The sequence below is a fragment of the Mesorhizobium maamorense genome (genome assembly GCF_044998965.1).
Taxonomy (GTDB): Bacteria; Pseudomonadota; Alphaproteobacteria; order Rhizobiales; family Rhizobiaceae; genus Mesorhizobium.
This window is the reverse complement of sequence record NZ_CP173356.1, coordinates 1,230,619-1,252,568: the sequence shown is the minus strand read 5'-3', so window position 1 is coordinate 1,252,568 and position 21,950 is coordinate 1,230,619. Positions and strand designations below refer to the sequence as shown.

18 protein-coding genes are annotated in these 21,950 nt (G+C 60.0%); 12 read left to right on the top strand and 6 right to left on the bottom strand.

Annotation, left to right across the window (positions count from 1 at the left end; all coding sequences use genetic code 11):
* Nucleotides 1-137: 137 nt before the first annotated feature.
* Complete coding sequence (locus tag ACIU1A_RS06400) at nucleotides 138-1,115, bottom strand: sugar ABC transporter substrate-binding protein (protein ID WP_404927863.1); 978 nt, start codon at nucleotides 1,113-1,115, stop codon at nucleotides 138-140.
* A 267-nt stretch (nucleotides 1,116-1,382) separates the two neighbouring features.
* Here ACIU1A_RS06400 and ACIU1A_RS06395 point away from each other — a divergent pair, with 267 nt between their 5' ends.
* The 4 genes from ACIU1A_RS06395 (at nucleotide 1,383) to ACIU1A_RS06380 (ending at nucleotide 5,611) form a co-directional block, all read left to right on the top strand.
* A complete protein-coding gene (locus ACIU1A_RS06395) occupies nucleotides 1,383-2,609 on the top strand; it encodes an ROK family protein (RefSeq protein ID WP_404926894.1) in 1,227 nt (408 codons plus the stop codon).
* Nucleotides 2,610-3,056, top strand: a complete 447-nt coding sequence (locus ACIU1A_RS06390) for an RbsD/FucU family protein (protein ID WP_140638723.1) — start codon at nucleotides 2,610-2,612, stop codon at nucleotides 3,054-3,056. It begins immediately after the preceding gene.
* Nucleotides 3,053-3,976, top strand: a complete 924-nt coding sequence (locus tag ACIU1A_RS06385) for a carbohydrate kinase (RefSeq protein ID WP_140494831.1) — start codon at nucleotides 3,053-3,055, stop codon at nucleotides 3,974-3,976. The genes ACIU1A_RS06390 and ACIU1A_RS06385 overlap by 4 nt, the downstream gene beginning before the upstream one ends.
* 492 nt (nucleotides 3,977-4,468) lie before the next feature.
* Entirely contained in the window at nucleotides 4,469-5,611 is a 1,143-nt protein-coding gene (locus ACIU1A_RS06380) for a DegT/DnrJ/EryC1/StrS family aminotransferase (protein ID WP_404926893.1), read from the top strand.
* A gap of 10 nt (nucleotides 5,612-5,621) precedes the next feature.
* On the opposite strand, the gene cysQ is transcribed toward ACIU1A_RS06380, so the two are convergent.
* The 3 genes from cysQ to cysD are packed head-to-tail and all read right to left on the bottom strand — an operon-like array spanning nucleotide 5,622 to nucleotide 9,269.
* A complete protein-coding gene (gene cysQ, locus ACIU1A_RS06375) occupies nucleotides 5,622-6,413 on the bottom strand; it encodes a 3'(2'),5'-bisphosphate nucleotidase CysQ (RefSeq protein ID WP_404926892.1) in 792 nt (263 codons plus the stop codon).
* 10 nt (nucleotides 6,414-6,423) lie between these two features.
* Nucleotides 6,424-8,361, bottom strand: coding sequence for a sulfate adenylyltransferase subunit CysN (cysN, locus tag ACIU1A_RS06370; RefSeq protein WP_181170895.1), 1,938 nt, complete (start codon nucleotides 8,359-8,361; stop codon nucleotides 6,424-6,426).
* A gap of 2 nt (nucleotides 8,362-8,363) precedes the next feature.
* Nucleotides 8,364-9,269, bottom strand: a complete 906-nt coding sequence (gene cysD, locus ACIU1A_RS06365; RefSeq protein ID WP_140638718.1) for a sulfate adenylyltransferase subunit CysD — start codon at nucleotides 9,267-9,269, stop codon at nucleotides 8,364-8,366.
* A gap of 483 nt (nucleotides 9,270-9,752) precedes the next feature.
* Here cysD and ACIU1A_RS06360 point away from each other — a divergent pair, with 483 nt between their 5' ends.
* Nucleotides 9,753-11,030, top strand: a complete 1,278-nt coding sequence (locus ACIU1A_RS06360; RefSeq protein WP_140514968.1) for an O-antigen ligase — start codon at nucleotides 9,753-9,755, stop codon at nucleotides 11,028-11,030.
* Nucleotides 11,031-11,047: 17 nt separating this feature from the next.
* Nucleotides 11,048-11,995, top strand: a complete 948-nt coding sequence (locus ACIU1A_RS06355; protein ID WP_404926891.1) for an NAD-dependent epimerase/dehydratase family protein — start codon at nucleotides 11,048-11,050, stop codon at nucleotides 11,993-11,995.
* On the opposite strand, the gene ACIU1A_RS06350 is transcribed toward ACIU1A_RS06355, so the two are convergent.
* Both ACIU1A_RS06350 and ACIU1A_RS06345 read right to left on the bottom strand, forming a co-directional pair.
* A complete protein-coding gene (locus ACIU1A_RS06350) occupies nucleotides 11,983-12,522 on the bottom strand; it encodes a sugar transferase (protein WP_140494844.1) in 540 nt (179 codons plus the stop codon). The genes ACIU1A_RS06355 and ACIU1A_RS06350 overlap by 13 nt on opposite strands.
* 219 nt (nucleotides 12,523-12,741) lie before the next feature.
* On the bottom strand, nucleotides 12,742-14,724 hold the full coding sequence (locus ACIU1A_RS06345; RefSeq protein ID WP_404926890.1) for an SDR family NAD(P)-dependent oxidoreductase: 1,983 nt from the start codon (nucleotides 14,722-14,724) through the stop codon (nucleotides 12,742-12,744).
* 542 nt (nucleotides 14,725-15,266) lie between these two features.
* Here ACIU1A_RS06345 and ACIU1A_RS06340 point away from each other — a divergent pair.
* The 6 genes from ACIU1A_RS06340 to ACIU1A_RS06315 all read left to right on the top strand — a co-directional run bounded on the left by ACIU1A_RS06340 (nucleotide 15,267) and on the right by ACIU1A_RS06315 (nucleotide 21,937).
* Nucleotides 15,267-16,700 (top strand): phosphomannomutase, encoded by a 1,434-nt coding sequence (locus tag ACIU1A_RS06340; RefSeq protein WP_404926889.1) that lies wholly within the window; start codon nucleotides 15,267-15,269, stop codon nucleotides 16,698-16,700.
* Nucleotides 16,697-18,112, top strand: coding sequence for a mannose-1-phosphate guanylyltransferase/mannose-6-phosphate isomerase (locus ACIU1A_RS06335; protein ID WP_140738177.1), 1,416 nt, complete (start codon nucleotides 16,697-16,699; stop codon nucleotides 18,110-18,112). Before ACIU1A_RS06340 ends, ACIU1A_RS06335 begins: the two co-directional genes overlap by 4 nt.
* Nucleotides 18,113-18,188: 76 nt before the next feature.
* Nucleotides 18,189-19,280, top strand: a complete 1,092-nt coding sequence (gene gmd, locus ACIU1A_RS06330; protein WP_404927862.1) for a GDP-mannose 4,6-dehydratase — start codon at nucleotides 18,189-18,191, stop codon at nucleotides 19,278-19,280.
* Between the two features lie 2 nt (nucleotides 19,281-19,282).
* On the top strand, nucleotides 19,283-20,383 hold the full coding sequence (locus ACIU1A_RS06325; RefSeq protein ID WP_404926888.1) for a DegT/DnrJ/EryC1/StrS family aminotransferase: 1,101 nt from the start codon (nucleotides 19,283-19,285) through the stop codon (nucleotides 20,381-20,383).
* Between the two features lie 67 nt (nucleotides 20,384-20,450).
* Nucleotides 20,451-21,188, top strand: coding sequence for an ABC transporter permease (locus ACIU1A_RS06320; protein ID WP_404927861.1), 738 nt, complete (start codon nucleotides 20,451-20,453; stop codon nucleotides 21,186-21,188).
* On the top strand, nucleotides 21,185-21,937 hold the full coding sequence (locus ACIU1A_RS06315; protein WP_404926887.1) for an ABC transporter ATP-binding protein: 753 nt from the start codon (nucleotides 21,185-21,187) through the stop codon (nucleotides 21,935-21,937). Before ACIU1A_RS06320 ends, ACIU1A_RS06315 begins: the two co-directional genes overlap by 4 nt.
* The last annotated feature ends 13 nt before the right edge of the window (nucleotides 21,938-21,950 follow it).

The window sequence follows — 21,950 nt, the reverse complement described above, 5'->3', positions numbered from 1 at the left end:
TCAGCCACGCGGCGACACCCGTCCACGCCTTTCCGGTCTCCTGCCGGGATTGTTCGCGGTCACGCGACCATCGTCCACCCGAAGCGGCCGGGGATCAAGTCCGGCCGCTCCGTTTTTCGTTGCCAGTCAGACCGGCATCAGCCCCAGCACTTGGCGAGGCCTTCCTTGGTGTCGATGGACTTCACGCCATTGGCCGGCTTGTCGGTCACCAGATTGACGCCGGTGTCGAAGAAGTTCTTGCCTTCGGTCGGCTTCGGCTTGGTGCCGTCCTTGGCGAAGTTGGCGATGGCCTCGATGCCGAGTGCCGCCATCTGCAGCGGATATTGCTGCGATGTCGCGCCGATGACGCCTTCGGCCACCGACTTCACGCCGGGGCAGCCGCCATCAACGGAGACGATCAGCACCTGGCTTTCCAGGCCGACGGCCTTGAGCGCCTGATAGGCGCCGACCGCAGCCGGCTCGTTGATGGTGTGGATGACGTTGATGGTGTTGTCCTTCTGCAGAAGGTTCTCCATCGCCTTGCGGCCGCCCTCCTCATTGCCGTTGGTGACGTCATGGCCGACGATGCGCGCGTCATCCTCGTCGCCGATCTTGTTGGGATCCTTCACGTCGATGCCGTAGCCCATCATGAAGCCCTGGTCGCGCAGCACGTCCACGGTCGGCTGCGAGGGGGTCAGGTCGAGGAAGCCGATCTTGGCGTCCTTGGCCTTGTCGCCGAGCGTCGCGGCGGCCCAGGCGCCGATCAGCTTGCCGGCCTCCAAATTGTCGGTGGCAAAGGTCGCGTCGGCAGCGTCGATCGGATCGAGCGGCGTGTCGAGCGCGATCACCAGCAGGCCGGCGTCACGCGCCTTCTTCACGGTTGGCACGATGCCCTTGGTGTCGGACGCGGTAATGAGGATGCCCTTGGCGCCGTCGGCGATGCAGCTCTCGATCGCCGCGACCTGGCTTTCGCTGTCGCCGTCGATCTTGCCGGCATAAGTCTTGAGGTCGACACCAAGCTCCTTGGCCTTGGCGGTCGCACCCTCCTTCATCTTGACGAAGAAGGGATTGGTGTCGGTCTTGGTGATCAGGCAGGCGCCGACACCGGCCGCGGATGCGGACGAGGCGAATGCCATCAGGCCCAGAGCGGCCGCCGCAAAGACGGTGGACTTCAACAGTTTTGTATTGGTCACGATTTTCCTCCCAGTGGAACATTCCGGATGCCGGCCAACCGGCACCCGTACGGCATCCAAGCAACCTCTCCCGGTGGGATGCCTGCCTCAAATGACACCAGACCAATCTCTCTGTCAATAATTAAATCACTCTTATTTATTATTGACAGCCTTGCGCCGTTCGCACATTCTGTTCCAAAAGCCTCGAGGGGAAATGACGGGAGGAACAGGGTGGAGACGGCCATTGCCAGGCATGGTTCGCCCGAGGCGAATGAGAGCCTTATTCACCGCGGCACCAACCAGAGCGGCATGCGGGACCACAATGAGCGGCTGGTGCTCTCGCTGGTGCGCCAGCATGGCAGCCTGGCGAAGTCCGACATCGCCCGCATGACCGGACTGTCGGCGCAAACCGTCTCCGTCATCATGCGCGAGCTCGAGGAGGAAAGCCTGCTGCTGCGGCAGGCGCCGCTGCGCGGCAAGATCGGCCAGCCCTCAATCCCCATGGCGCTCAATCCCGAAGGCGCGTTCTTCATCGGCCTGAAGATCGGCCGCCGCAGCGCCGAACTCGTGCTGATCGATTTCCTCGGCAATGTACGTTCGATGCTGCAGCATTCCTACCGCTACCCTGCCCCGCGCGAGACGGTGGAATTCGTCACATCAGGCATGAAGAAGATGCGTGGCGAGCTTTCGCCCGCGCAGGACAAACGCATAGCGGGGCTCGGCATCGCCATGCCTTTCGAGCTCTGGAACTGGGCCGATACCGCCGGCGCGCCGCGCGACGTCATGGACGAATGGCGCCATCGCGATATCCGCGCCGACATCCAGGCGCAATGCGATTTTCCGGTCTATCTGCAGAACGACGCCACTTCGGCCTGCGGCGCGGAACTGGTCTTCGGCCAGGCAGGCGCCCCGCGTGATTTCGTCTATTTCTATATCGGCGCCTTTGCCGGCGGCGGCATCGTCCTCAACGGACGGCTCTTTGGCGGCCCGACCGGCAACGCCGGCGCGCTGGGCTCCATGCCGGTGCCCGGACCGGAGGGAAAGCCGACCCAATTGATCGACGTGGCCTCGATCGCCATGCTCGAAAAAGCGCTCAATGCACGTGGCGTCGAGGCTTCGCATCTCTGGACGTCGCCCGAGGACTGGGGCGAGATCGGCGCCGAGCTCGACGACTGGATCACAAACGCCTCGCGGGCGCTCGCTTATGCCATCGTCGCGGCATCGTCCGTCATCGACTTCGAGGCGGCGGTGATCGACGGCTGGATGCCGACGCAGGTGCGCCGCAGGCTGGTCGACGCCGTCATCGCAACCATCGACACGGTCGATGCCGAGGGATTGAAACTGCCAAACGTCCGCGAAGGCACCGTCGGTATTCACGCGCGCGCTCTCGGCGGCGCCAGCCTGCCATTATCCGAGCGCTTCCTGATCGGTTCGACCACGATTTCCAGGAGCATCTGAATGCTGATCGGAATCCCGGCGCTGCTCGGTCCGGAGCTTCTGGCGATCCTGCGTGCGATGGGGCATGGCGACGAAATCGCCCTGGTCGATGGAAACTACCCGGCCGAAGAGCAGGCAAGGCGGCTGGTGCGGGCCGACGGCCACCATCTCATGCCGGTGCTGGACGCCATATTGAGCGTGCTGCCCGTCGATGACGTCGTGCCGGAGGCGCTGTTTCGCGCCTCGGCCAAGGGCGACCCCTCGCTCGCCGATCCCGTGCATCATGAAATCGAAGTGCTGTGTGCAAAACGCGCGCCCGGGCGCAAGGTGGTTGCGCTGGCCGGTGCCGACTTCTATGCACGCGTCAGGGCCGCGCACGCCATCGTCGCGACCAGCGAACCCAGGCTCTACGCCAACATCATCATCCGCAAGGGCGTGATCCATCCGCCGGAGACGACAAGACAATGATCCTTTGCTGCGGCGAGGCCCTGATCGATATGCTGCCGCGCACGACGACGGAGGGAGAACGGGCCTTCGCACCCTATGTCGGCGGCGCGGTGTTCAACACCGCCATTGCGCTCGGCCGGCTGGGCGCTCCTGCCAGCTTCTTCTCGGGCCTGTCGTCGGACCTGTTCGGCGGCCAGCTCCGCGAAGCGCTCGGGGCGAGCAAGGTCAGTTCCACCTATGCGCACACTTCGCCCCGGCCGACGACGCTCGCCTTCGTGCGGCTGAACGATGGCCAGGCAACCTACACTTTCTACGACGAGAACACCGCCGGGCGCATGCTGACCGGCGAGGATCTGCCGCAACTTGGTCCGGAGATCGAGGCCATGCTGTTCGGCGCCATCAGCCTTATTTCGGACCCGGCTGGCGCCGCCTACGAGGAATTGATGAAGCGCGAGCATGGTCGTCGCGTCATGATGCTCGATCCCAACATCCGGCCGAACTTCATCCCGGACAAGGCAAAGCATCTGAAGCGTATCCGCGAGATGATGGCGATGGCCGATATCGTGAAACTCTCGGATGAAGATCTTCACTGGTTCGACGAAGCCGGCTCGCACGAGGATGTCGTGCGCAACTGGCTCGACCGCGGACCCAAGCTGATCGTCGTCACCCATGGCAGCGAAGGCGCCGTCGGCTACACCAGGGACCACACGGTCAGCGTAACGCCGCGAAAAGTCGAGGTGGTCGATACGGTCGGCGCCGGTGATACGTTCAATGCCGGCATCCTCGCCTCGCTGCATGAGCAGGGCCGGCTAACGAAAGCGGCGATTTCAGGCCTTTCCGAGGACGCCATCCGTGCGGCCCTGACACTCGGCGCCAAAGCGGCGGCGGTGACGGTATCGCGGGCCGGCGCCAATCCGCCCTGGCGCCATGAGATCGCCTGAGTGGCGCGCCAGAGGAACGAATCCGAATTAACAGGTTCCTTGGAACCTTCGCCGGCGCGCTGTTGATGAGGTAGTAAAGAAAACCCGCCTGTGCGGTGGGTCCTTGGCGCAACTCAGCACCATAGCCAAATATGTAGCATAGTTGCCTTCACCCCGTCAAGAAAAAATTCCTATCTTCGGATAGCTGCCGCACTGCGGACTGGCCGTTCTCAGGCCTTGGCTGACCCAGGTTCGGGCCGTGGTACGGCCCAACATGGATTGAGCCGGCCGATCACTTTATGTTTCGCAGGGTCGACTCTGGGGTTCTAAGGCCGTAATTGCGCCCGACGAAGCGCGGATTTCCGGCGTCTGGCTGACCGACACCGGAAAATGCGGTAACAGACTGCCACGATCGGGCAATTTGTCGCTCCGCGCGCCCGGCTTTCTCGGTAGGCGCAATTCTGATACCAGCGGGCCGAGGCTAGACCGCCTGGTTAAAAGTTTGAGGACGACATGCAGTTCATCGATCTTGGCGCACAGCGCGAACGAATCCGCGACCGGCTGAAGGCAGCGATCGACCATGTCGTCGAGGACGGCCGCTATATTCTCGGTCCACAGGTAGCCGAATTCGAGAAAAAGCTCGCCGCCTATGTCGGCGTCAAGCATGTCGTGGCCTGCGCCAACGGCACCGACGCACTGCTTTTGCCGTTGTTCGCCGCCGGGATCGGTCCGGGCGATGCCGTGTTCGTGCCGAGCTTCACCTTTGCCGCCACGGCGGAAGTGGTAGCGCTGGCCAAGGCCGAGCCGGTGTTCGTCGACGTCGATCCCAACACCTACAATATCGATATCGCCAGCCTCGAGGCGGCGATCACGATGATCAAGAACGAAGGCCGGCTGAAGCCCAGGGCGATCATTCCGGTCGACCTCTTCGGCCTTGCCGCCGACTACGATGCCATCATGGCGATCGCCGACCGAGAAGGCCTGATGGTGATCGAGGATGCCGCCCAGTCGATGGGCGGTTCGGCGGACGGCAAGATGTGCGGGTCGTTCGGCACGGTCGGCTCGACCAGTTTCTATCCGGCGAAGCCGCTCGGCTGCTACGGCGACGGCGGAGCGATGTTCACCAACGACGATGCCTTGGCCGATAAGCTGCGCTCCTTCGCCTTCCACGGCAAGGGCGAGACGCAATATGACAACATCCGGGTCGGCATCAATTCACGGCTCGACACGCTGCAGGCCGCGATCCTGATCGAAAAGCTGGCCATTCTCGAGGACGAGATGGTTGCCCGGCAAATGGTAGCGAACCGTTATGCCGAAGGGCTTGGCGATGTCGTCACGGCAGCCCGTGACCTGGACGGCAGCCGCTCGGCCTGGGCGCAATACGCCATCGAGACGCCCAAGCGCGACGGGCTGAAGGCGCATCTCGGCGAAAAAGGCATTCCGTCGGTCATCTACTATGTGAAGCCGCTGCACGAGCAGATCGCCTATCGCGACTATCCGAGAACGCCGACCGGTCTTGCCGTATCCGAGCAATTGCCCAAGCGCATCCTGTGCCTACCGATGCACCCCTATCTCAGCGAAGCCGATCAGGACCGGATCATCGAGACAATCCGCAACTATGTCGGATCGAACTCGGCGCAGGCCGCGGCCGAGTAGTCAGCCGGCTTCAGGCGGGGCTTGCCCCTGCCCTGCCGCTGGCGATGAAATGCGGATTGGCGAAATCCGCATCGCCGCCCTGGTTTCGCTTGCCATACATCAAGGGCTGTCCGTCCAGCGTGCGCGTGATGCCGCCGGCGGCGCGCAGCACGGCATCGCCGGCCGCGGTATCCCACTCCATGGTACGACCGAAGCGCGGATAAATGTCCGCCTCGCCATTGGCGACCAGACAGAATTTCAGCGACGAGCCGACAGAGACGATCTCAGCGACGCCGAGGTCGCGAATATAGGCTTCGGTTTCGGGCGTATTGTGGGAGCGGCTCGCAACCACGGCCAGCGGCGTCGCAGCCGCTCTTACCGAAATCGGCCGGCGAGAAACGATGCGGTAGTCGCCATCTATTTCGAGGGATTCCGCCCTCCCCGGCAGCCCGGAAAAGAAGCGCCCCGTGCACGGCGCGAAGACGACGCCGACTTCCGGCACGCCATGACGGACAAGCGCGATGTTGACGGTGAAATCGGTGCGGCGATTGACGAATTCCTTGGTGCCGTCGAGCGGATCGATCAGGAAGAAAGCCCCGTCCAGATCCGGCGGCACGATGCCGGCGGATGCTTCTTCCTCGGCCACGCAGGGAATGTCGGGAAAGGCGGCACGCAATCCGGCCAGAATGATCTTCTCGCTCTCGCGGTCCGCCTCGGTCACCGGCGAGGAATCTGATTTCTGGTCGACCGCGCAGCCGGCGTGGAACACACGCATGACCTCGCGGCCGGCCGCCAAAGCGAGCCCCTCGAAAATTTCGAGCATCGACCTGTCGTCAGATGCCGCCGCCATTGTCGTATTGGTCTTCGGCAATGTCACGCTCGTTCAGCCAGTGTTCCAGGGCATCTACCATCTCCTCGGCCGATTTGCCGAGTGTCTTCAGATGGATTTCCGGTTTTTCCGGCGCTTCGTAAGGCGAGTCGACACCGGTGAAATTCTTGATCTCGCCATTGAGCGCGCGGGCGTAGAGGCCTTTCGGGTCACGCCTGGCGCATTCCTCGAACGGCGTGTCGACGAACACTTCGATGAACTCGCCTTCGGCCATCAATTCGCGGGCCATGCGCCGCTCGGCGCTGAAAGGCGAAATGAAGGAAACGATGACGATCAGCCCTGCATCGGCCATGAGGCGGGCCACTTCGGCGACGCGGCGGATGTTTTCGACGCGGTCGGCGTCGGTAAAGCCGAGATCGCGGTTGAGGCCGTGGCGGACATTGTCGCCGTCGAGAATGTAGGTATGGCGCCCGGAGGCGAACAGCTTCTTCTCGAACAGGTTGGCGATGGTCGATTTGCCCGAGCCCGACAGCCCCGTGAACCAGAACACGGCGGGCCGCTGGTTCTTGATGTCGGCACGTACCCGCTTGCCGACATCGAGCGATTGCCAATGGATGTTCTCGGCACGGCGCAGCGAATGCAGGATCATGCCGGCGCCGACCGTGGCGTTGCTGATGCGGTCGATCAGGATGAACGCGCCGGTTGTACGGTTCTCGGCGAAGGTGTCGAAAGCGATCGGCGTGCGCGTCGAGATGTTGCAGATGCCTACTTCGTTCATCTCGAGCGACTTGGCAGCTTCACGGGCGAAGTCATTGACATTGACCCGGTATTTCAGGTCGGTGACCGTGGCGCTGGTCTGGTCGGTCTCGGTGCGCAGGATATAGGAGCGGCCCGGCAGCAGCGCATGTTCGTCGAACCAGACGATGTTGGCGGCGAACTGGTCGGCGACCTGCGGGCGTGCCGCAGGCGCCACCAGCATGTTGCCCCGGGAAATCTCGACCTCGTCATCGAGGACAAGCGTGATGGCCTGGCCGGCCACGGCCTGGGCGAGGTCGCCACCCTGCGCGACGATGCGCCTGACGCGGGAGGATTTGCCCGATTTGGCGACGACGACCTCGTCGCCTTGCGAGATGGCGCCCGAGGCGATCGTTCCGGCGAAGCCGCGGAAATCGAGATTGGGGCGATTGACGTACTGCACCGGAAAACGGAACGGCAGCTCGGCCGCGGCCTCGTCGACCGAAACGGTTTCGAGATGTTCGATCAGCGTCGGGCCGGAATACCATTCCATCCTGTCGGAGCGGCCGGTGACGTTGTCGCCGTAGCGCGCCGACATCGGGATCGGCACGATGGTCTCAAAGCCGAGATCGCGCGAAAATTGCAGATAGTCCTGCGTGATCCGGTCGAAGACCGCCTGGTCGAAATCGACGAGATCGATCTTGTTGACGGCCAGCACGATATGGCGGATGCCGAGCAGCGAGGCGATGATCGAGTGGCGCCTGGTCTGGCGCAGCACGCCTTGCCGCGCATCGATCAGCACGATCGCCAGGTCGGCGGTGGACGCGCCGGTGGCCATGTTACGCGTGTACTGCTCGTGGCCGGGCGTGTCGGCGACAATGAATTTGCGCTTTGGCGTGGCGAAGAAGCGATAGGCGACGTCGATGGTGATGCCTTGCTCGCGCTCGGCTTCGAGACCGTCGACCAGCAGTGCGAAATCGATGTCGTCGCCGGTCGTGCCGTGCTTGCGCGAATCGCGTTCGAGCGCGGCGAGCTGGTCCTCGAAAATCTGCTTGGTGTCGGACAGCAGGCGGCCGATCAGCGTCGACTTGCCATCGTCGACGGAGCCGCAGGTGAGGAAGCGCAGCAGCGATTTCTTCTCCTGCGCCGCCAGATAGTCGCGGACGCCGTCGGTAGGTGCGAGGCTCTTTGCCATGATGTGGCGCATGGTCAGAAATACCCCTCGCGCTTCTTCTTTTCCATCGAGCCGGCTTCGTCCCGGTCGATCAGGCGGCCCTGCCGTTCGGAGGTGCGCGCGGTCAGCATCTCGCCGACGATAGCTTCCAGCGTGTCTGCTTCCGATTCGATAGCGCCGGTCAGCGGGTAGCAGCCGAGCGTGCGGAAGCGCACCAGCCGATTCTCGATCGTCTCACCGGGGCGCAATTTCATGCGATCGTCGTCCTTGAGGATGAGCATGCCATCGCGTTCCACGACCGGCCGCTGCTTGGCGAAATAGAGCGGCACGATCGGGATGTTCTCCTGCAGGATGTACTGCCAGATGTCGAGCTCGGTCCAGTTGGACAGCGGAAAGACCCGGATCGATTCACCCGTGGCGATGCGGGTGTTGAAGATCTTCCACATTTCGGGACGCTGGTTCTTCGGATCCCAGACGTGCTGGGCGTTGCGAAAGGAAAAGATGCGCTCCTTGGCGCGCGACTTTTCCTCGTCGCGGCGGGCGCCGCCAAAGGCGGCATCGAAACCGTATTTGTCGAGCGCCTGGCGCAGCGCCACGGTCTTCATCACATGGGTGTGGGTGTTCGAGCCATGATCGAAGGGATTGATGTTGTCGCGCACGCCATCCTGGTTGACGTGAACCAGGAGATCGAAACCGAGTTTTTGCGCCATCTGATCGCGAAAGGCGATCATCTCGCGAAATTTCCAGGTTGTGTCGACATGAAGGAACGGAAAGGGCGGCTTGGCGGGATAGAATGCCTTCATCGCCAGGTGCATCAGCACGGACGAATCCTTGCCTACGGAATAGAGCATGACCGGCTTGGCGAAGGCGGCCGCGACTTCACGGAATATGTGGATTGACTCGGCCTCAAGCCGCTGCAGGTGCGTAAGCGCTGTTGTCATGGCCTGTCTAGCGTTCTCTCGTGCCTTCCGACAGAAGACCTGGCATCAAATCATCGGGCTTCCCGCCCGGTTCAAGCTTGCTTCTGGACAATGTTATTCTTGCGGGCGTTCTAGCAGATCGCCGCTGCCCAGAACAATGCAAGACGCGCCTGGCAAGGAGTGGTTCGGGAATGAATTTTCCATCCATGCGTCAAAATGCGGAAATTCCTGCTTGTCACGCCGGCGGCTGAGAAAATGCGGGGGAAAAAATTGCTTGATGAAAAGCACGCAGTCTTCGCCGCGCCCAAATCCGATCGTCTGCCAGCGACTACCGATTTTCGGTGGCAATCGGCCTTGATGCACTTTCAGAAAAAGACCCAAGCCGCTATACCGGCCCCTGAAAGCGGGCAGATGCACGATGCGACACGGGCAATTTCGGCAGGGCTATGTTCGCCGCCGTCAGACAATCCGCCGTGTGAAGCGTCCGAGAATGGTGAGCCGCCCTTGAGCCAGCTTTCATCGATAAGACGGCAGTTCTCGCCCGCGCGGATCAATATCTATTTTTCCATCGCTTGCTTCTTTTTTCCACCGGTCCTGGGGTCTGTGGTGAGCTTCGTGTTCAACGGCGGCGGCCTGTGGTCGGTTCTTTTGATCGCCTCGAAAAAGAGGCGCTTCAACATCGACCGGGCGATGATGGCGCTCACGATCGCGATCTATGCCTATTGCGCGGCAAATCTCCTGGCTTCGCTCGCCAATAACGCAATTGTCAGGGATGCGCCGCATCTGATCCCGCTCGTCACCTTCCTGTTTTTCCCCCTCTCCTATTCAACCTGGAGCATTACGCAGAAAACAACCCTTGTCCGGATCATAATCCTCAGCAGCATGGCCGCCTGTTTCGTCGCGCTGCTGTTGGCGATCATCCAGCAATATTGGATCGGGATGAGGGCGGAGGGCGGAGCGGGAAATGCGATCGTGTTCGCCACGGTCGTCTGCCTTGCAGTGATGGCCTGCGTGGCCGGTGCTCTGTCGGGCATCGAAAGGCACAAGAGTGCGCTGATCTGCGCAGCGCTCGGCGGAACGATCGCCATCATCTATTCCGGCACGCGTATCATCTGGCTGGCGCTGCTGATTTCCGGCATTGCCGTGCTGTTGATCAACCAGCATTGGCTGAAAGGGAAGAATGCCGTCCGTCTGCTGCTTCTGATGGCGGCGATCGGCGTCGCGGTCGCCGCTATCGGATTCCATACGATATCCGACAGATTTGATTTTCTGCGCTCTGATTGGGACGCGCTTGGGGCGCACGGCAATTCCGACACCTCGCTTGGAATACGTGTTGCCCTCTGGGACATCGGCCTGAAGGCATTTCGCGACATGCCCTTGTTCGGACACGGAGTGGGCGCCAACCAGCTCTTGATCAGGCAGGGCTTCCAAGACCTGTTCGCGAAAACGGCAGGTTTCAATCATTTCCACAATGGCTTCCTGACGGCATTGGTACAGGCGGGCATCCTGGGCGCCGTGACTTTGGCGGCGATCTTTGTCGTCGCCGGCAGAAACGCCGCCCTGGTCCTGCGCAACAGCGCCGACCCGATCGAGCGCTTTGGCGCCACCATGGTCGTCGTCATGGTGATCACCTACCTGACGGCCGGGATGACAGGCATCCTGATCGGCCAAGACATCCTGGATTCGGTGTTCATGGTCTTCCTGGTATCCGGGACCTATCTTGCGTCGGGACGTCAGGCCCCGTTGCCGGAAGAGATGCCGCTTCCGCCAGTCACGCAATAGCGGCTCCGGGCAAGGCAATGAAGGTCTTGGTCACAGGCGCATCGGGCTTCATCGGACGCCTTGTCGTGCAAAGGCTTTGCGAGGCAGGGGTGGAGGTTCGCCTCGCCTCGCGCTACCCAGAAAGGCTCGCTTCGGGCAGCGACATCGTTGGCTTGCCGCGTTTCGATGCGCCGGCCAAGGACTTCCTTGCCGTCACCCGTGACGTCACGGACGTCGTTCACTGCGCCGGCTTGAACAATGATCAAGGCGAGGCCACCGAAGCCGACTACCGAGCCGTCAACGCGGAACTGAGCGCGCGGCTGGCGCATGCGGCTGCCACGCAGGCAACCGGACGTTTCATCCAACTGTCATCGGTCCGGGCCGTGATCGGCGCCCGCGTCAGCGCAACGATCGACGAGCATACGGTCCCCGATCCGCAATGCGCCTACGGGCGCTCGAAACGCGAGGGCGAGATCAGAGTCCTGGACGCCTATGCATGGCACGGCCGCGCCGACGCGGCCGTGCTGCGCCTGCCGGCGGCCTACGCAAGCGGCATGAAGGGCAATCTGGCAATGCTGATGCGCCTGGCCGATACGGGCCTGCCGCTGCCGACAGGTATTCTGACAGGAACCCGCTCGCTGGTGTCGGCCGACGCAGCCGCGCAAGCCGTGCGGCATTTGTTGGCTCATCCGGGGCCGCTCAGCCCTGCCTATATAGCCAGCGACGTGCCTCCGGTGTCGGTGGCAGCCGTCGTAAGCGCCTTCCGTAAGGGACTTGGGCGGCCGGTGCGCCTGGCTGCCGTACCGGCCAGCCTGATGCGGATGGCCGCGGTGGCGCTAGGCAAGCGGGCGTTTTGGGAAAGCATGACGGCGACACAGATATGCGACCCTTCCCTGCTCGTCTCGCAGGGCTGGCTGCCGGAAACAGCGACGCTTGATCGTCTAAGCGAAATCGCGGCGCGCAGCAGGCAAGCTCAACCTGGATAAATCGTCGCAAGCAGGATGCGAAGATCAAGGCCGATCGACGCGACCTTGAGATAGTCGGCATCGGTTTCGGCCAATAGGGCCGGGTCCGACATGTCGATGCCCTTGACCTGAGCCAGGCCGGTGATGCCGGGAAGCGCCGATGAAACGCCCAGCCGTCGGCGGCACTCGATCAGCTCGGTTTGCGTCGGCAGACAGGGACGCGGTCCGACCAAGCTCATCTCGCCCTTCAGAACATTCCAGAACTGCGGCAACTCATCGAGCTTGAACTTCCGCAGGGTCTTTCCGGCCGGCGTCACGGCATTCGCCGGCGCCTCGTGCGAAGGCAAGGATGGCGTGCCGACATACATCGTGCGCAATTTGTGACAGCGAAAGAGCACGCCATCGCGGCCAACCCGCGTTTGAGAAAAGATGGCCGGACCGGGCGACGATATACGAACAGCCAGGACAGCGAGCGCCAGGACGGGTGAAGTGACCAGGAGCAGCAGCGCCGCGCCGGCAAGATCGAAGATTTGCTTGGCTGTCTTCATGAACCGCCGATAGTGCTCGTTGCCAAAACCAAAGACGAAAATACGAATCCGCTCGACGTAGCATGAGGCTATCGCTCGACCAAGCTCGACCCCTCGCCTGCTCGGGTGCGCCCGCAGAGGAATGCCAGCCAGCGCCCCAGGGTCCCGAAGGTCCGCCGATAAATGCCGCTCTTGCGCAGACTGCTCAAGCGCCGAAGAAGGCCAGGGTCTTTTGAAGCATCAGTTCGCCTGCCCGGCCGCTTTCGGGATCACGGCCTCAGGCACGTCCCCTCTTACCTTCTTGGTATGGTCAAGACCCGCAAGCACAGCGAGCGAGGATGCCTTGTCCTGGCTCTTCACGGATTGCTGCAGGGCCGCAAGCGCCGCCTGGACATCGGACCATTCCGCGACATCGGTGCTCAGGCCAAAAATCTTGGAAATGCCGAGTTCGACCAGCTCCTCATCCTCACCATGCAACGTTTCATGGAGTTTTTCACCCGGCCGGATTCCGGTGAAGCGAATGGGGATGTCCGTGTATGGGCTTTTTCCGGACATGCGGATCATCGTCTCGGCAACTTCGAGGATCGGCACCGGTTTGCCCATGTCGAGCATGTAGACGGCGTAGTCGTCGCCGGCTTTCCGCGAGGCGGCATCGGCCGCCGACATGATGACGAGGTCGACGGCTTCGGCCACGGTCATGAAATAGCGCGTCATGCGCCGGTCGGTTATGGTGACCGGACCTCCGGCCTCGATCTGCGCCTGGAATATGGTTGCGACCGAGCCATTGCTGCCAAAGACATTGCCGAACCGAACGGCTATGAACTTGGTGGCGGGGCGCCGCGCGCCGGGCTCGCCGGCGGCCGTTTCATGCAAGGCGCTGACGATCTGTTCGGCCGCCCGCTTCGTCAGGCCCAGCACGGATGTCGGGTCCACGGCCTTGTCGCTCGAAACAAGCACGAATTGCTTGACGCCGCATTTGGCGGCAACCTCGGCACAGACAAGCGTTCCGAAGACATTGGTCTGGATGGCCGAATCCCAGTTTTCCTCGAGCAAAGGCACATGCTTCAGTGCCGCGGCGTGGAAAACGATGTCCGGCTTGAACTCGGTGACGACACGCGTCATCTGGCGCCGGTCGGCGACATCGACAATGCGGACCTTGAGGCGGTCCTGGTCCTTCTCTTCGACATATTGGCTCAACTGGAAAATGCCGAACTCGGAATTGTCCGCAACCAGCACCGCCTCCGCGCCCAGTTCCAGTGACCTCTTGACCAGGGTGCGGCCGATGGAACCGGCGCCGCCGGTGACCAGGACGCGCTTGCCGCCAACGAAGGCGCCGATGCGTTCGATGTCGGACGGAACCGTGGGGCGGCGCAGGATCGTTTCCATCTCGACCTCGTCGAGAACGAGCTTTCCTTCCTGGCCAAGCTGCGAAAGCCCCGAGAACTGCACCACCGCTATGTCGCCTTGCCGGGCAACACGGACCAGCTCCGAATACTCCTCGATCTCGCGTTCGGCGCCGCTGCCGAAAATCAGCAGGTCCAGGCTTGTCGTACCTTTGGCGTATTCTTCCAGCACCTCGATCAGGCGGGGGCGAGTGGCCACGACGGGAACGCCCTGGATCCGAGTGCCCTGCGGAACACCGTGCTCGATCGCCATAATCCCCGCAATTGAATACTCTACAGGCTGCGTCGTGCGCGTGAAACGGATGATTACGTCGGCCTCGCTCAGCTTGCCGACAAACACCGCTCTCTTGGTCGAAGCCTTGCCGCGACTCAGAATGCGCCAGCTCGCGCCGTCGCGAAAGAACCGGTAGAAAATCCGGGGCGCCGAGATGATCGTGAAAGAAACCAGGAAGAAGACGATGAACTGGCGCTCATTGAGGCCCGCCACCGGCTGAAAGGAACGAACAAAAAGCGAAACACAGTAAAGGACGATGGTCAGTATTGCGCAGCCCTTCAGGATGTTGAAGAAATCCGGCGTCGAGGCGAAGCGCCACACAGTATTGTAGAGGCCGCAATATCTGAATAACAGATGACTAAGAATAATGATGCTCGCCCAGCAAGCGAAACCCGCAGGAGAGAACGCTTCGAACGAAAGCCTCGACTGCGATAAAGTCAGGCTAAGCGCCACCGCCACCAGAACCATGGTGATGTCTTGAATCATGATGATGGCGCGACGCATTGTGGGCCGGAGTCCGGGTACAGCTTCTACATAGGATTTCATCGGACGGTACTGAACTCCAGGCGCGAAGACTTCAATACTAAAGTGGCTCTAGAGCGAATACCATCCGTCACCGGCGGCTTCTTTTTAGTACCAAATCTTCGGCCCCCGCCGCGTGTATCGCATAGCGTGGACTTGAAATCATCGCCAGAGATTTTTTCATAGGTTGGCGGGTGAAGAGAAAGTCCGTTTGATCAAGATCTTGCACATCAACTGCAAAGAGCCCTAGAGTCCGACAGCAACTCAGGATAGAGAGAGGGGTCGGCCGGAGAGGTCAATCCTTGACTACTCTTTGCCCTGGTGCGGTCTGCTCTCGACCTATGGCCTATGGTTCCGCAGATATCAAGCGGTTCGAGAATGCCGGCAGCGCGATCGTGAGGCCATCGCTCGGTCCTTGACGCCAGACGGCTCTCACCCTGTCGACGCGGCTGGGAATGCAGTGTGGATAGCTGGAAGGAAAGGTGAACCGCCCGAAGCGATTTTGCGGTTGACAGCCAAGTCTGCTGCAATATGACGGTCTTCCCTTTACCAGCCAAAGCGAAGTGATGAAGTTTGGATCAAGTGGCCTGCGAGGGTTGGCTTCAGAATTAGTCGGGAAACCCAGCGGCCTTTATACGGAGGCTTTCGCTTGGCGTCTCGTTGCCGATGGGGTCCGATCGAAGGCCAAGGTGTTCGTTGGTCGCGACTTGCGCGATAGCAGTCCGACGATCGCCGCCAACTGCATGGCTGCCTTGGCGGCAAGTGGGTTTCAACCGATCGATTGCGGTGCCATTCCAACGCCAGCCTTGGCGTTGTATGCCGGGCAGCATGACGCAGCGGCGCTCATGGTTACGGGTTCGCACATCCCTGCGGACCGCAATGGCATCAAGTTCTATAGCCCGCGGGGCGAGATCACCAAGGCCGATGAAGCCGCTATGGCACACTATGCTGCCGAACGGCTAGACGCCTATTGCCCCCCGCCGCCAATAGGTACGGCTTTGCCGGGACATCACGACAATGCGATCGCCGCCTATCGCGCGCGCGCTGATGACATCTTGGAGCCTGGGTCCCTTTCGGGCCTGAGGCTCGGCGTCTATCAGCACAGTTCGGTCGCGGCGGATCTTCTGGTGGAGGTTCTCCGATCCTTTGGCGCAGATGTGACACCTGTCGGGAAATCGGAGACCTTCGTACCCGTCGATACCGAAGCCGTTGACGAAACCACAATTGCAAAGTTCAAGGGTTGGGCGCGGGAATTCCACCTCGACGCCATCGTGTCGACCGATGCCGATGCTGATCGGCCACTGATTGCCGACGAGAATGGTGACCTGTTTCGCGGCGACCTGATCGGCCTCGCCACGGCTCTGTTCCTGCGGGCTGACATCGTGGTGACGCCCGTGACTTCCAATTCAGGTATTTCGAAAGCCTTCGGTTTTACGGTTCTGAGAACGAAGGTCGGATCTCCCTTCGTCGTCGAAGCCATGGAAGCCTCACACCACCCCGAGAAAATCGTTGTGGGCTTTGAAGCCAATGGTGGCGTTCTCTTGGGGTCGGATTGTTCGCTACACGGCAAGACATTGACGGCATTGCCGACACGGGATTCACTGCTCCCCATCCTGGCTGTCCTCGGAATGGTTGCGTCGACAAGAAAGTCGCTGTCAGGTCTGCGCGCGTTGTGGAATCTTCCGGCCTGTGCAAGCGAACGCCTTGAGAATTTCCCAGTGGAGAGTTCGCGCAGCTTGATGCGTCGGCTCGCGGATCGGCCTGCACTGCAGCGGTTTCTGGCCCCGTTCGGGACTGTTGCTGAAGTTGACGAGACCGACGGCCTAAGGACACAAATGCTGACTGGCGAGATCATCCATCTGCGGCCGTCCGGCAACGCGCCTGAACTTCGCTGTTATTCGGAGGCAGCAGACCCAGGCAGAGCGAGAGCGATTGTGGCGCTGACGCTCGACAGGGCGCTGGCGATCGCATCCACAAACGAAGCAGAGGTCATTTCATGAAAGTGGTTCCCGTCATCATCAGCGGTGGAGCCGGATCGCGACTATGGCCTGCCTCAAGGCAATCGCACCCCAAGCCTTTTCTTAAAGTGGCGGACGGGCATTCGCTTATTCAGCACACAGTGCTGCGCGCCGCGTCGATTGAGGGAGTGGTGGAACTCGTGGCTGTAACGTCCGGGGACCACCTTTTCCTTACAAAGGACGACTTCGACGAACTGGATTCGGTTGTGTTGCCACGTACGTTTCTGCTCGAGCCGGAAGGCCGGGATACGGCCGCTGCCGTGGCGGCAGCCACTGTCCATGCCAAGGCAACGCAGGGCCCTGATGCGATTCTATGCGTCTTCCCGGCCGATCACATGATTGGCAACCTGCCCGCATTTCTAGACGTTATGGGCCGCGCCATCGAATATGCAAAACTGGGGCGGATTGCCACATTGGGCATCAGCCCGACCAGACCGGACACGGCATTCGGCTACATCGAAGCCGATGGTGAGAAAGTCGTCCGCTTCGTTGAGAAACCGGATCTCGACACAGCCAAGGCCTATGTCGCCTCCAAACGCTTCTTCTGGAACGCGGGGATATTCTGCTTCAGCGCGCAACGCATGCTCGACGAGATGGCTTTGCATTGCCCCGAAGTGATCCAGGCGGTTTCCGACAGTTATGAGAACGGCCGATTCAGTCAAGGCGAAGGCTTTGCCAAAATCGAACTCGCGCCGGAGCATTTTGGCTCCGCTCCGCGTATCTCTCTCGATCATGCGGTTATGGAGAAGGCGAACAATCTTGCCGTGGTTCCTTGCGACATGGATTGGAACGACATCGGATCTTGGAACGCAATGGCCGATTTGATCACTCCTGACGAAAGCGGCAACAGGCTACGCGGCGATGTTCATATGGTGGACACCACCGGCAGCTATATAAGTTCCGACAAACGCGTCATCGGCACGGTCGGGGTCAGCGATCTGGTGATCGTCGATTCTCCCGACGCATTGCTTGTCGCCTCCCGCGATCGCGTTCAGGACGTCAAGAAGTTGTTCGAGGGCCTCAAGGCTTCCGGGCATGAGGCGCATTTGGTCCACAGCACCGTACATAGGCCGTGGGGCACCTATACGGTTCTGGAGGAAGGCGAGCGCTTCAAAATCAAACGCATCGAGGTGAAACCCGGCAGACGTTTGAGTTTGCAGATGCACTACCATCGCTCCGAGCACTGGGTCGTGGTCAGCGGCTCCGCGAAAATAGTCAATGGCGACCAGGAGCTGTTCCTGGCGACCAACGAGTCAACCTACATTCCCTGCGGTCATAAACACAGGCTGGAGAACCCTGGCCGGATTGACCTGGTGATCATTGAAGTGCAAAGCGGCGATTATCTCGGCGAGGACGATATCGTGCGTTTTGACGACGTATACGGCCGCGCCTGACAATCCATTGGCTCACGGTGCTTGGGCGGGCAAAGCCTTAGGGGCTGGGCGGACACAAATCGGATACATCGAGAACATTGATGAAAAAAAAGCACTGATAACCGGCATCACCGGGCAGGACGGCGCCTATCTGGCGGCATTCCTGCTGGAAAAGGGTTATTCCGTTCACGGCGTAAGGCGCCGCACATCCCTTTTTAATACGGATCGCATCGATCATTTGTATCATGATCCGCATGAAAAGGGTGTAGATCTGACGTTGCATCATGGCGATCTGACTGACTCATCAAGTCTGATGCGGATCATTCAGCTCGTTCAGCCGGATGAGATTTACAATCTGGCGGCACAGAGTCACGTAGCCGTTTCATTTGAGGAACCTGAATACACCGCCAACTCCGACGCTCTAGGAGCGTTGAGAATTTTGGAAGCCATCCGAATTCTCGGCTTGGAGAAGAAGGTCCGTTTCTACCAGGCGTCCACGTCTGAACTGTATGGGCTCGTGCAAGAGACGCCGCAAAAGGAAACCACGCCATTCTACCCACGGTCTCCTTATGCCGTGGCCAAATTGTATGCGTACTGGATTACGATCAATTATCGCGAAGCATACGGTATCTATGCGTGTAACGGCATTCTGTTCAATCACGAGTCCCCAATGCGAGGTGAGACATTTGTGACGCGTAAGATTACGCGAGCGCTGGCACGGATCAAGCTAGGCATGCAAGAGAAGCTTTACCTGGGTAATCTAGATTCACTGCGCGACTGGGGGCATGCCAAAGACTATGTTGAGATGCAATGGCTTATGTTGCAACAGGAGGCGCCTGAGGATTACGTTATCGCAACTGGCGAGCAGCATTCCGTGCGCGAATTTGTGACCCTGGCGGCTGCGGAACTGGATATTGACGTAAGATGGGAGGGAAAAGGCGTCGACGAGAAAGGGTACGATAACAAAAGCGGTCAATGTATAGTGGCTGTCGATGCGGCTTACTTTCGGCCGACAGAAGTCGAAACGCTTCTTGGCGACGCCAGTAAAGCTCGAAAGAACCTTGGCTGGGAACCTAGAATTAAATTCACTGAGTTGGTCCAAGAAATGATTCGCGAGGACTTTAAGGGTGCCGAGCAGGAAAAGCTGCTTACAACGCATGGCTATCAACGCTTCACTCGCGCAGAATAACCATGGCACGAATTCCAGTATATGAGCCACACCTCAGCGGAAACGTATCGGCGTATGTCAACGAGTGCTTGACTACGGGTTGGATTTCCTCGCGTGGAGCCTTCATACCCCGATTTGAAAAAGCTTTTGCGGAGTATGTAGGCGCGAAAGAGGCGACAAGCGTGGCAAACGGCACCGTAGCCATCCACCTTGTGCTGGATGCATTGGGCATCGGTGCCGGCGACGAGGTCATCGTTCCAAGCTTCACCTACATAGCGTCGGTCAACACCATTTTGCAGACCGGCGCGACGCCGATCTATGTCGACTCGTTGGAAGACACGCTGCAGGTGGATCCGCAGGCAATACGTGACGCTATAACCCCGAGAACCCGCGCGGTCATGGCGGTGCATTTGTATGGCCATCCTTGTGATATGGATGCGATCTCGGGCCTTTGCCGCGATCACGATCTTTTGCTCATCGAGGACTGCGCGGAAGGCTTCGGGACCCGGTGGAAAGGCCGGCATGTCGGCACGTTTGGTGATGTTGCCACCTTCAGTTTCTTCGGGAACAAGACAATCACAACTGGCGAAGGCGGAATGGTTCTGGCGCGATCGGCTGAGGTGATGGACAAGTGTCGGCGCCTGAAAAGCCAAGGTGTCTCGCCGACCCGCGAATACTGGCACGACATGCTCGCCTACAATTATCGGATGACCAATATCCAGGCGGCGATCGGGCTTGCCCAGATCGAGATGGCTGAAGAGATCATCCACCGCAAGCAGCAGATCGCAGAGATATACCGGACCCGACTGTCCGGGCTTCCCTTGAGGACCCATGATCCCGTGGGCGACGTTAATCATTCGCACTGGATGTGTTCGATTGTCGTTGACCACGTTGAGGATCGAGATCGGTTGCGTGCGCGTCTTGCCGACGACGAAATCGAGACACGCCCGTTTTTCCCCTTAGCCAGCCACATGCCGCACTGTTATTCTGACCGGGCCTTTCCGAATGGCGATAGCGTAAGCAAGCGTGGCATCAATCTGCCGAGCTATCCCGGGCTGACCGAGGAACAGTTGAACCGCATATGTTCCTCGATCATCGGTTACTTCGAGGATCGACCGCGGTGACTTTGCGTTAAGGACATGGCCTGTGAACGAGTATCTTAGGGGCATTTGGGCCGCGCGATATTTTTGGATGCATCTCGCGATGGCGGATCTGCGCGGCCGCTGGAGGAGGTCCTTCTTCGGTGTCCTGTGGTCGATTATCCAGCCTCTGGGCCTTACGATCCTTATCTCCATCGTATTCAGCAAGATCTTCGACGCCGCGATCTCGGAATATGCGCCCTACATTCTCTCCGGGGTCATCATCTGGGAGTACATCGTCTTCAATGTGAGTGGAGGCGCATTGGCTTTCGTCCAGGCCGACGCATACATCAAGCAGACACGTCACCCGTTAGCGATATATACGCTTCGAAACGTCATTTCCGGGCTTATAGTGCTTGCCCTGGCCAGCATCAGCCTCATCGGTTGGGTGCTTGTCGCCATGCCGCAGAATTTCGGCTGGTCTTGGCTTGCCGCCCCCACGATATTTCCAATCATCGGTCTGATTGTCTGGCCGTGGGCGACGATAATGGCATATTTTTCCGCCCGTTTTCGCGATCTGCCGCATGCCCTTGGCCTGATATTGCAAGCGGTATGGTTTGTCTCACCAATCTATTTCGAGACGTCGGTGTTCCGCAAAGGCAATCTGCATGTCCTGCTGGACTACAATCCGATCTATCATCTCCTCCAGATCGTACGCGCTCCACTCCTGCATGGTGAATGGCCCGTCGCTGCCAACTATTTATGGTGCGTCGGAACTATAGCGGTGCTCGCCATGATCGCAGCACTCGTGGGCAGGTCCGCCGAAAAGAGGGTGATCTTCTACCTATGACAAACCGGATTCACCTCGAGTCGGTAAACCTCCATTATGCATCCGTGGGCTTCAGCGAGCGGTCGTTGAAGTCCATGCTGGCGTCGCTGGCGACGTTGAATGGAGGAGGCAAGAAGATCGTCGACATCCACGCATTGAAGGATGTTAGTCTGGACATTGGTCCTGGCGAACGTGTCGGCCTTTTAGGGCACAATGGGGCCGGCAAGAGCACGTTCCTCAAGATGGTGGCAGGATTATACCCGACGTCTTCCGGAAAGCGCGTGGTCGAGGGAACCGTCCGGTCTTTGTTCGACCTGAGTTTGGGTTTCGAGCCTGATGCCACCGGCCGGGAGAACATCCTGTACCGGGGACTTCTCCTTGGTCTCTCGCCCAAATTCATGCGCTCGATAGAGGACGAGGTTGTCGCCTTTGCCGATATCGGGGAGTTTATCGACTATCCGATCAAAACCTATTCCGCTGGCATGCAGGTGCGCCTCGCCTTCGCGATTTCGACAGCGGTCGGCGGCGACATTCTCCTCCTCGATGAGGTGATTGGTGCCGGTGATGCGAATTTTATGGGAAAAGCGCGCAAACGCATCCTGGATCTTGTCGAGCAGGCGGAGATTCTGTTGCTTGCTTCTCATGACTTCGCGACGCTACAGTCCATATGTGCAAGGGGAATTGTATTTCATCATGGCCAGATCATTTTTGACGGCGATATCCTCCGCGCTATCCACAAATACAAGATAGTAACCGGAATCGCTGTTTAACTCATAATACGGG

Coding starts and splice junctions, on each gene's coding strand:
- ACIU1A_RS06400 (WP_404927863.1), bottom strand. CDS start 1,115: ATGGCATTCGCCTCGTCCGCATCCGCGGCCGGTGTCGGCGCCTGCCTG.
- ACIU1A_RS06390 (WP_140638723.1), top strand. CDS start 2,610: ATGCTGATCGGAATCCCGGCGCTGCTCGGTCCGGAGCTTCTGGCGATC.
- ACIU1A_RS06385 (WP_140494831.1), top strand. CDS start 3,053: ATGATCCTTTGCTGCGGCGAGGCCCTGATCGATATGCTGCCGCGCACG.
- ACIU1A_RS06380 (WP_404926893.1), top strand. CDS start 4,469: ATGCAGTTCATCGATCTTGGCGCACAGCGCGAACGAATCCGCGACCGG.
- cysQ (WP_404926892.1), bottom strand. CDS start 6,413: ATGCTCGAAATTTTCGAGGGGCTCGCTTTGGCGGCCGGCCGCGAGGTC.
- cysN (WP_181170895.1), bottom strand. CDS start 8,361: ATGCGCCACATCATGGCAAAGAGCCTCGCACCTACCGACGGCGTCCGC.
- cysD (WP_140638718.1), bottom strand. CDS start 9,269: ATGACAACAGCGCTTACGCACCTGCAGCGGCTTGAGGCCGAGTCAATC.
- ACIU1A_RS06355 (WP_404926891.1), top strand. CDS start 11,048: ATGAAGGTCTTGGTCACAGGCGCATCGGGCTTCATCGGACGCCTTGTC.
- ACIU1A_RS06350 (WP_140494844.1), bottom strand. CDS start 12,522: ATGAAGACAGCCAAGCAAATCTTCGATCTTGCCGGCGCGGCGCTGCTG.
- ACIU1A_RS06345 (WP_404926890.1), bottom strand. CDS start 14,724: ATGAAATCCTATGTAGAAGCTGTACCCGGACTCCGGCCCACAATGCGT.
- ACIU1A_RS06340 (WP_404926889.1), top strand. CDS start 15,267: ATGAAGTTTGGATCAAGTGGCCTGCGAGGGTTGGCTTCAGAATTAGTC.
- ACIU1A_RS06335 (WP_140738177.1), top strand. CDS start 16,697: ATGAAAGTGGTTCCCGTCATCATCAGCGGTGGAGCCGGATCGCGACTA.
- ACIU1A_RS06325 (WP_404926888.1), top strand. CDS start 19,283: ATGGCACGAATTCCAGTATATGAGCCACACCTCAGCGGAAACGTATCG.
- ACIU1A_RS06320 (WP_404927861.1), top strand. CDS start 20,451: ATGCATCTCGCGATGGCGGATCTGCGCGGCCGCTGGAGGAGGTCCTTC.
- ACIU1A_RS06315 (WP_404926887.1), top strand. CDS start 21,185: ATGACAAACCGGATTCACCTCGAGTCGGTAAACCTCCATTATGCATCC.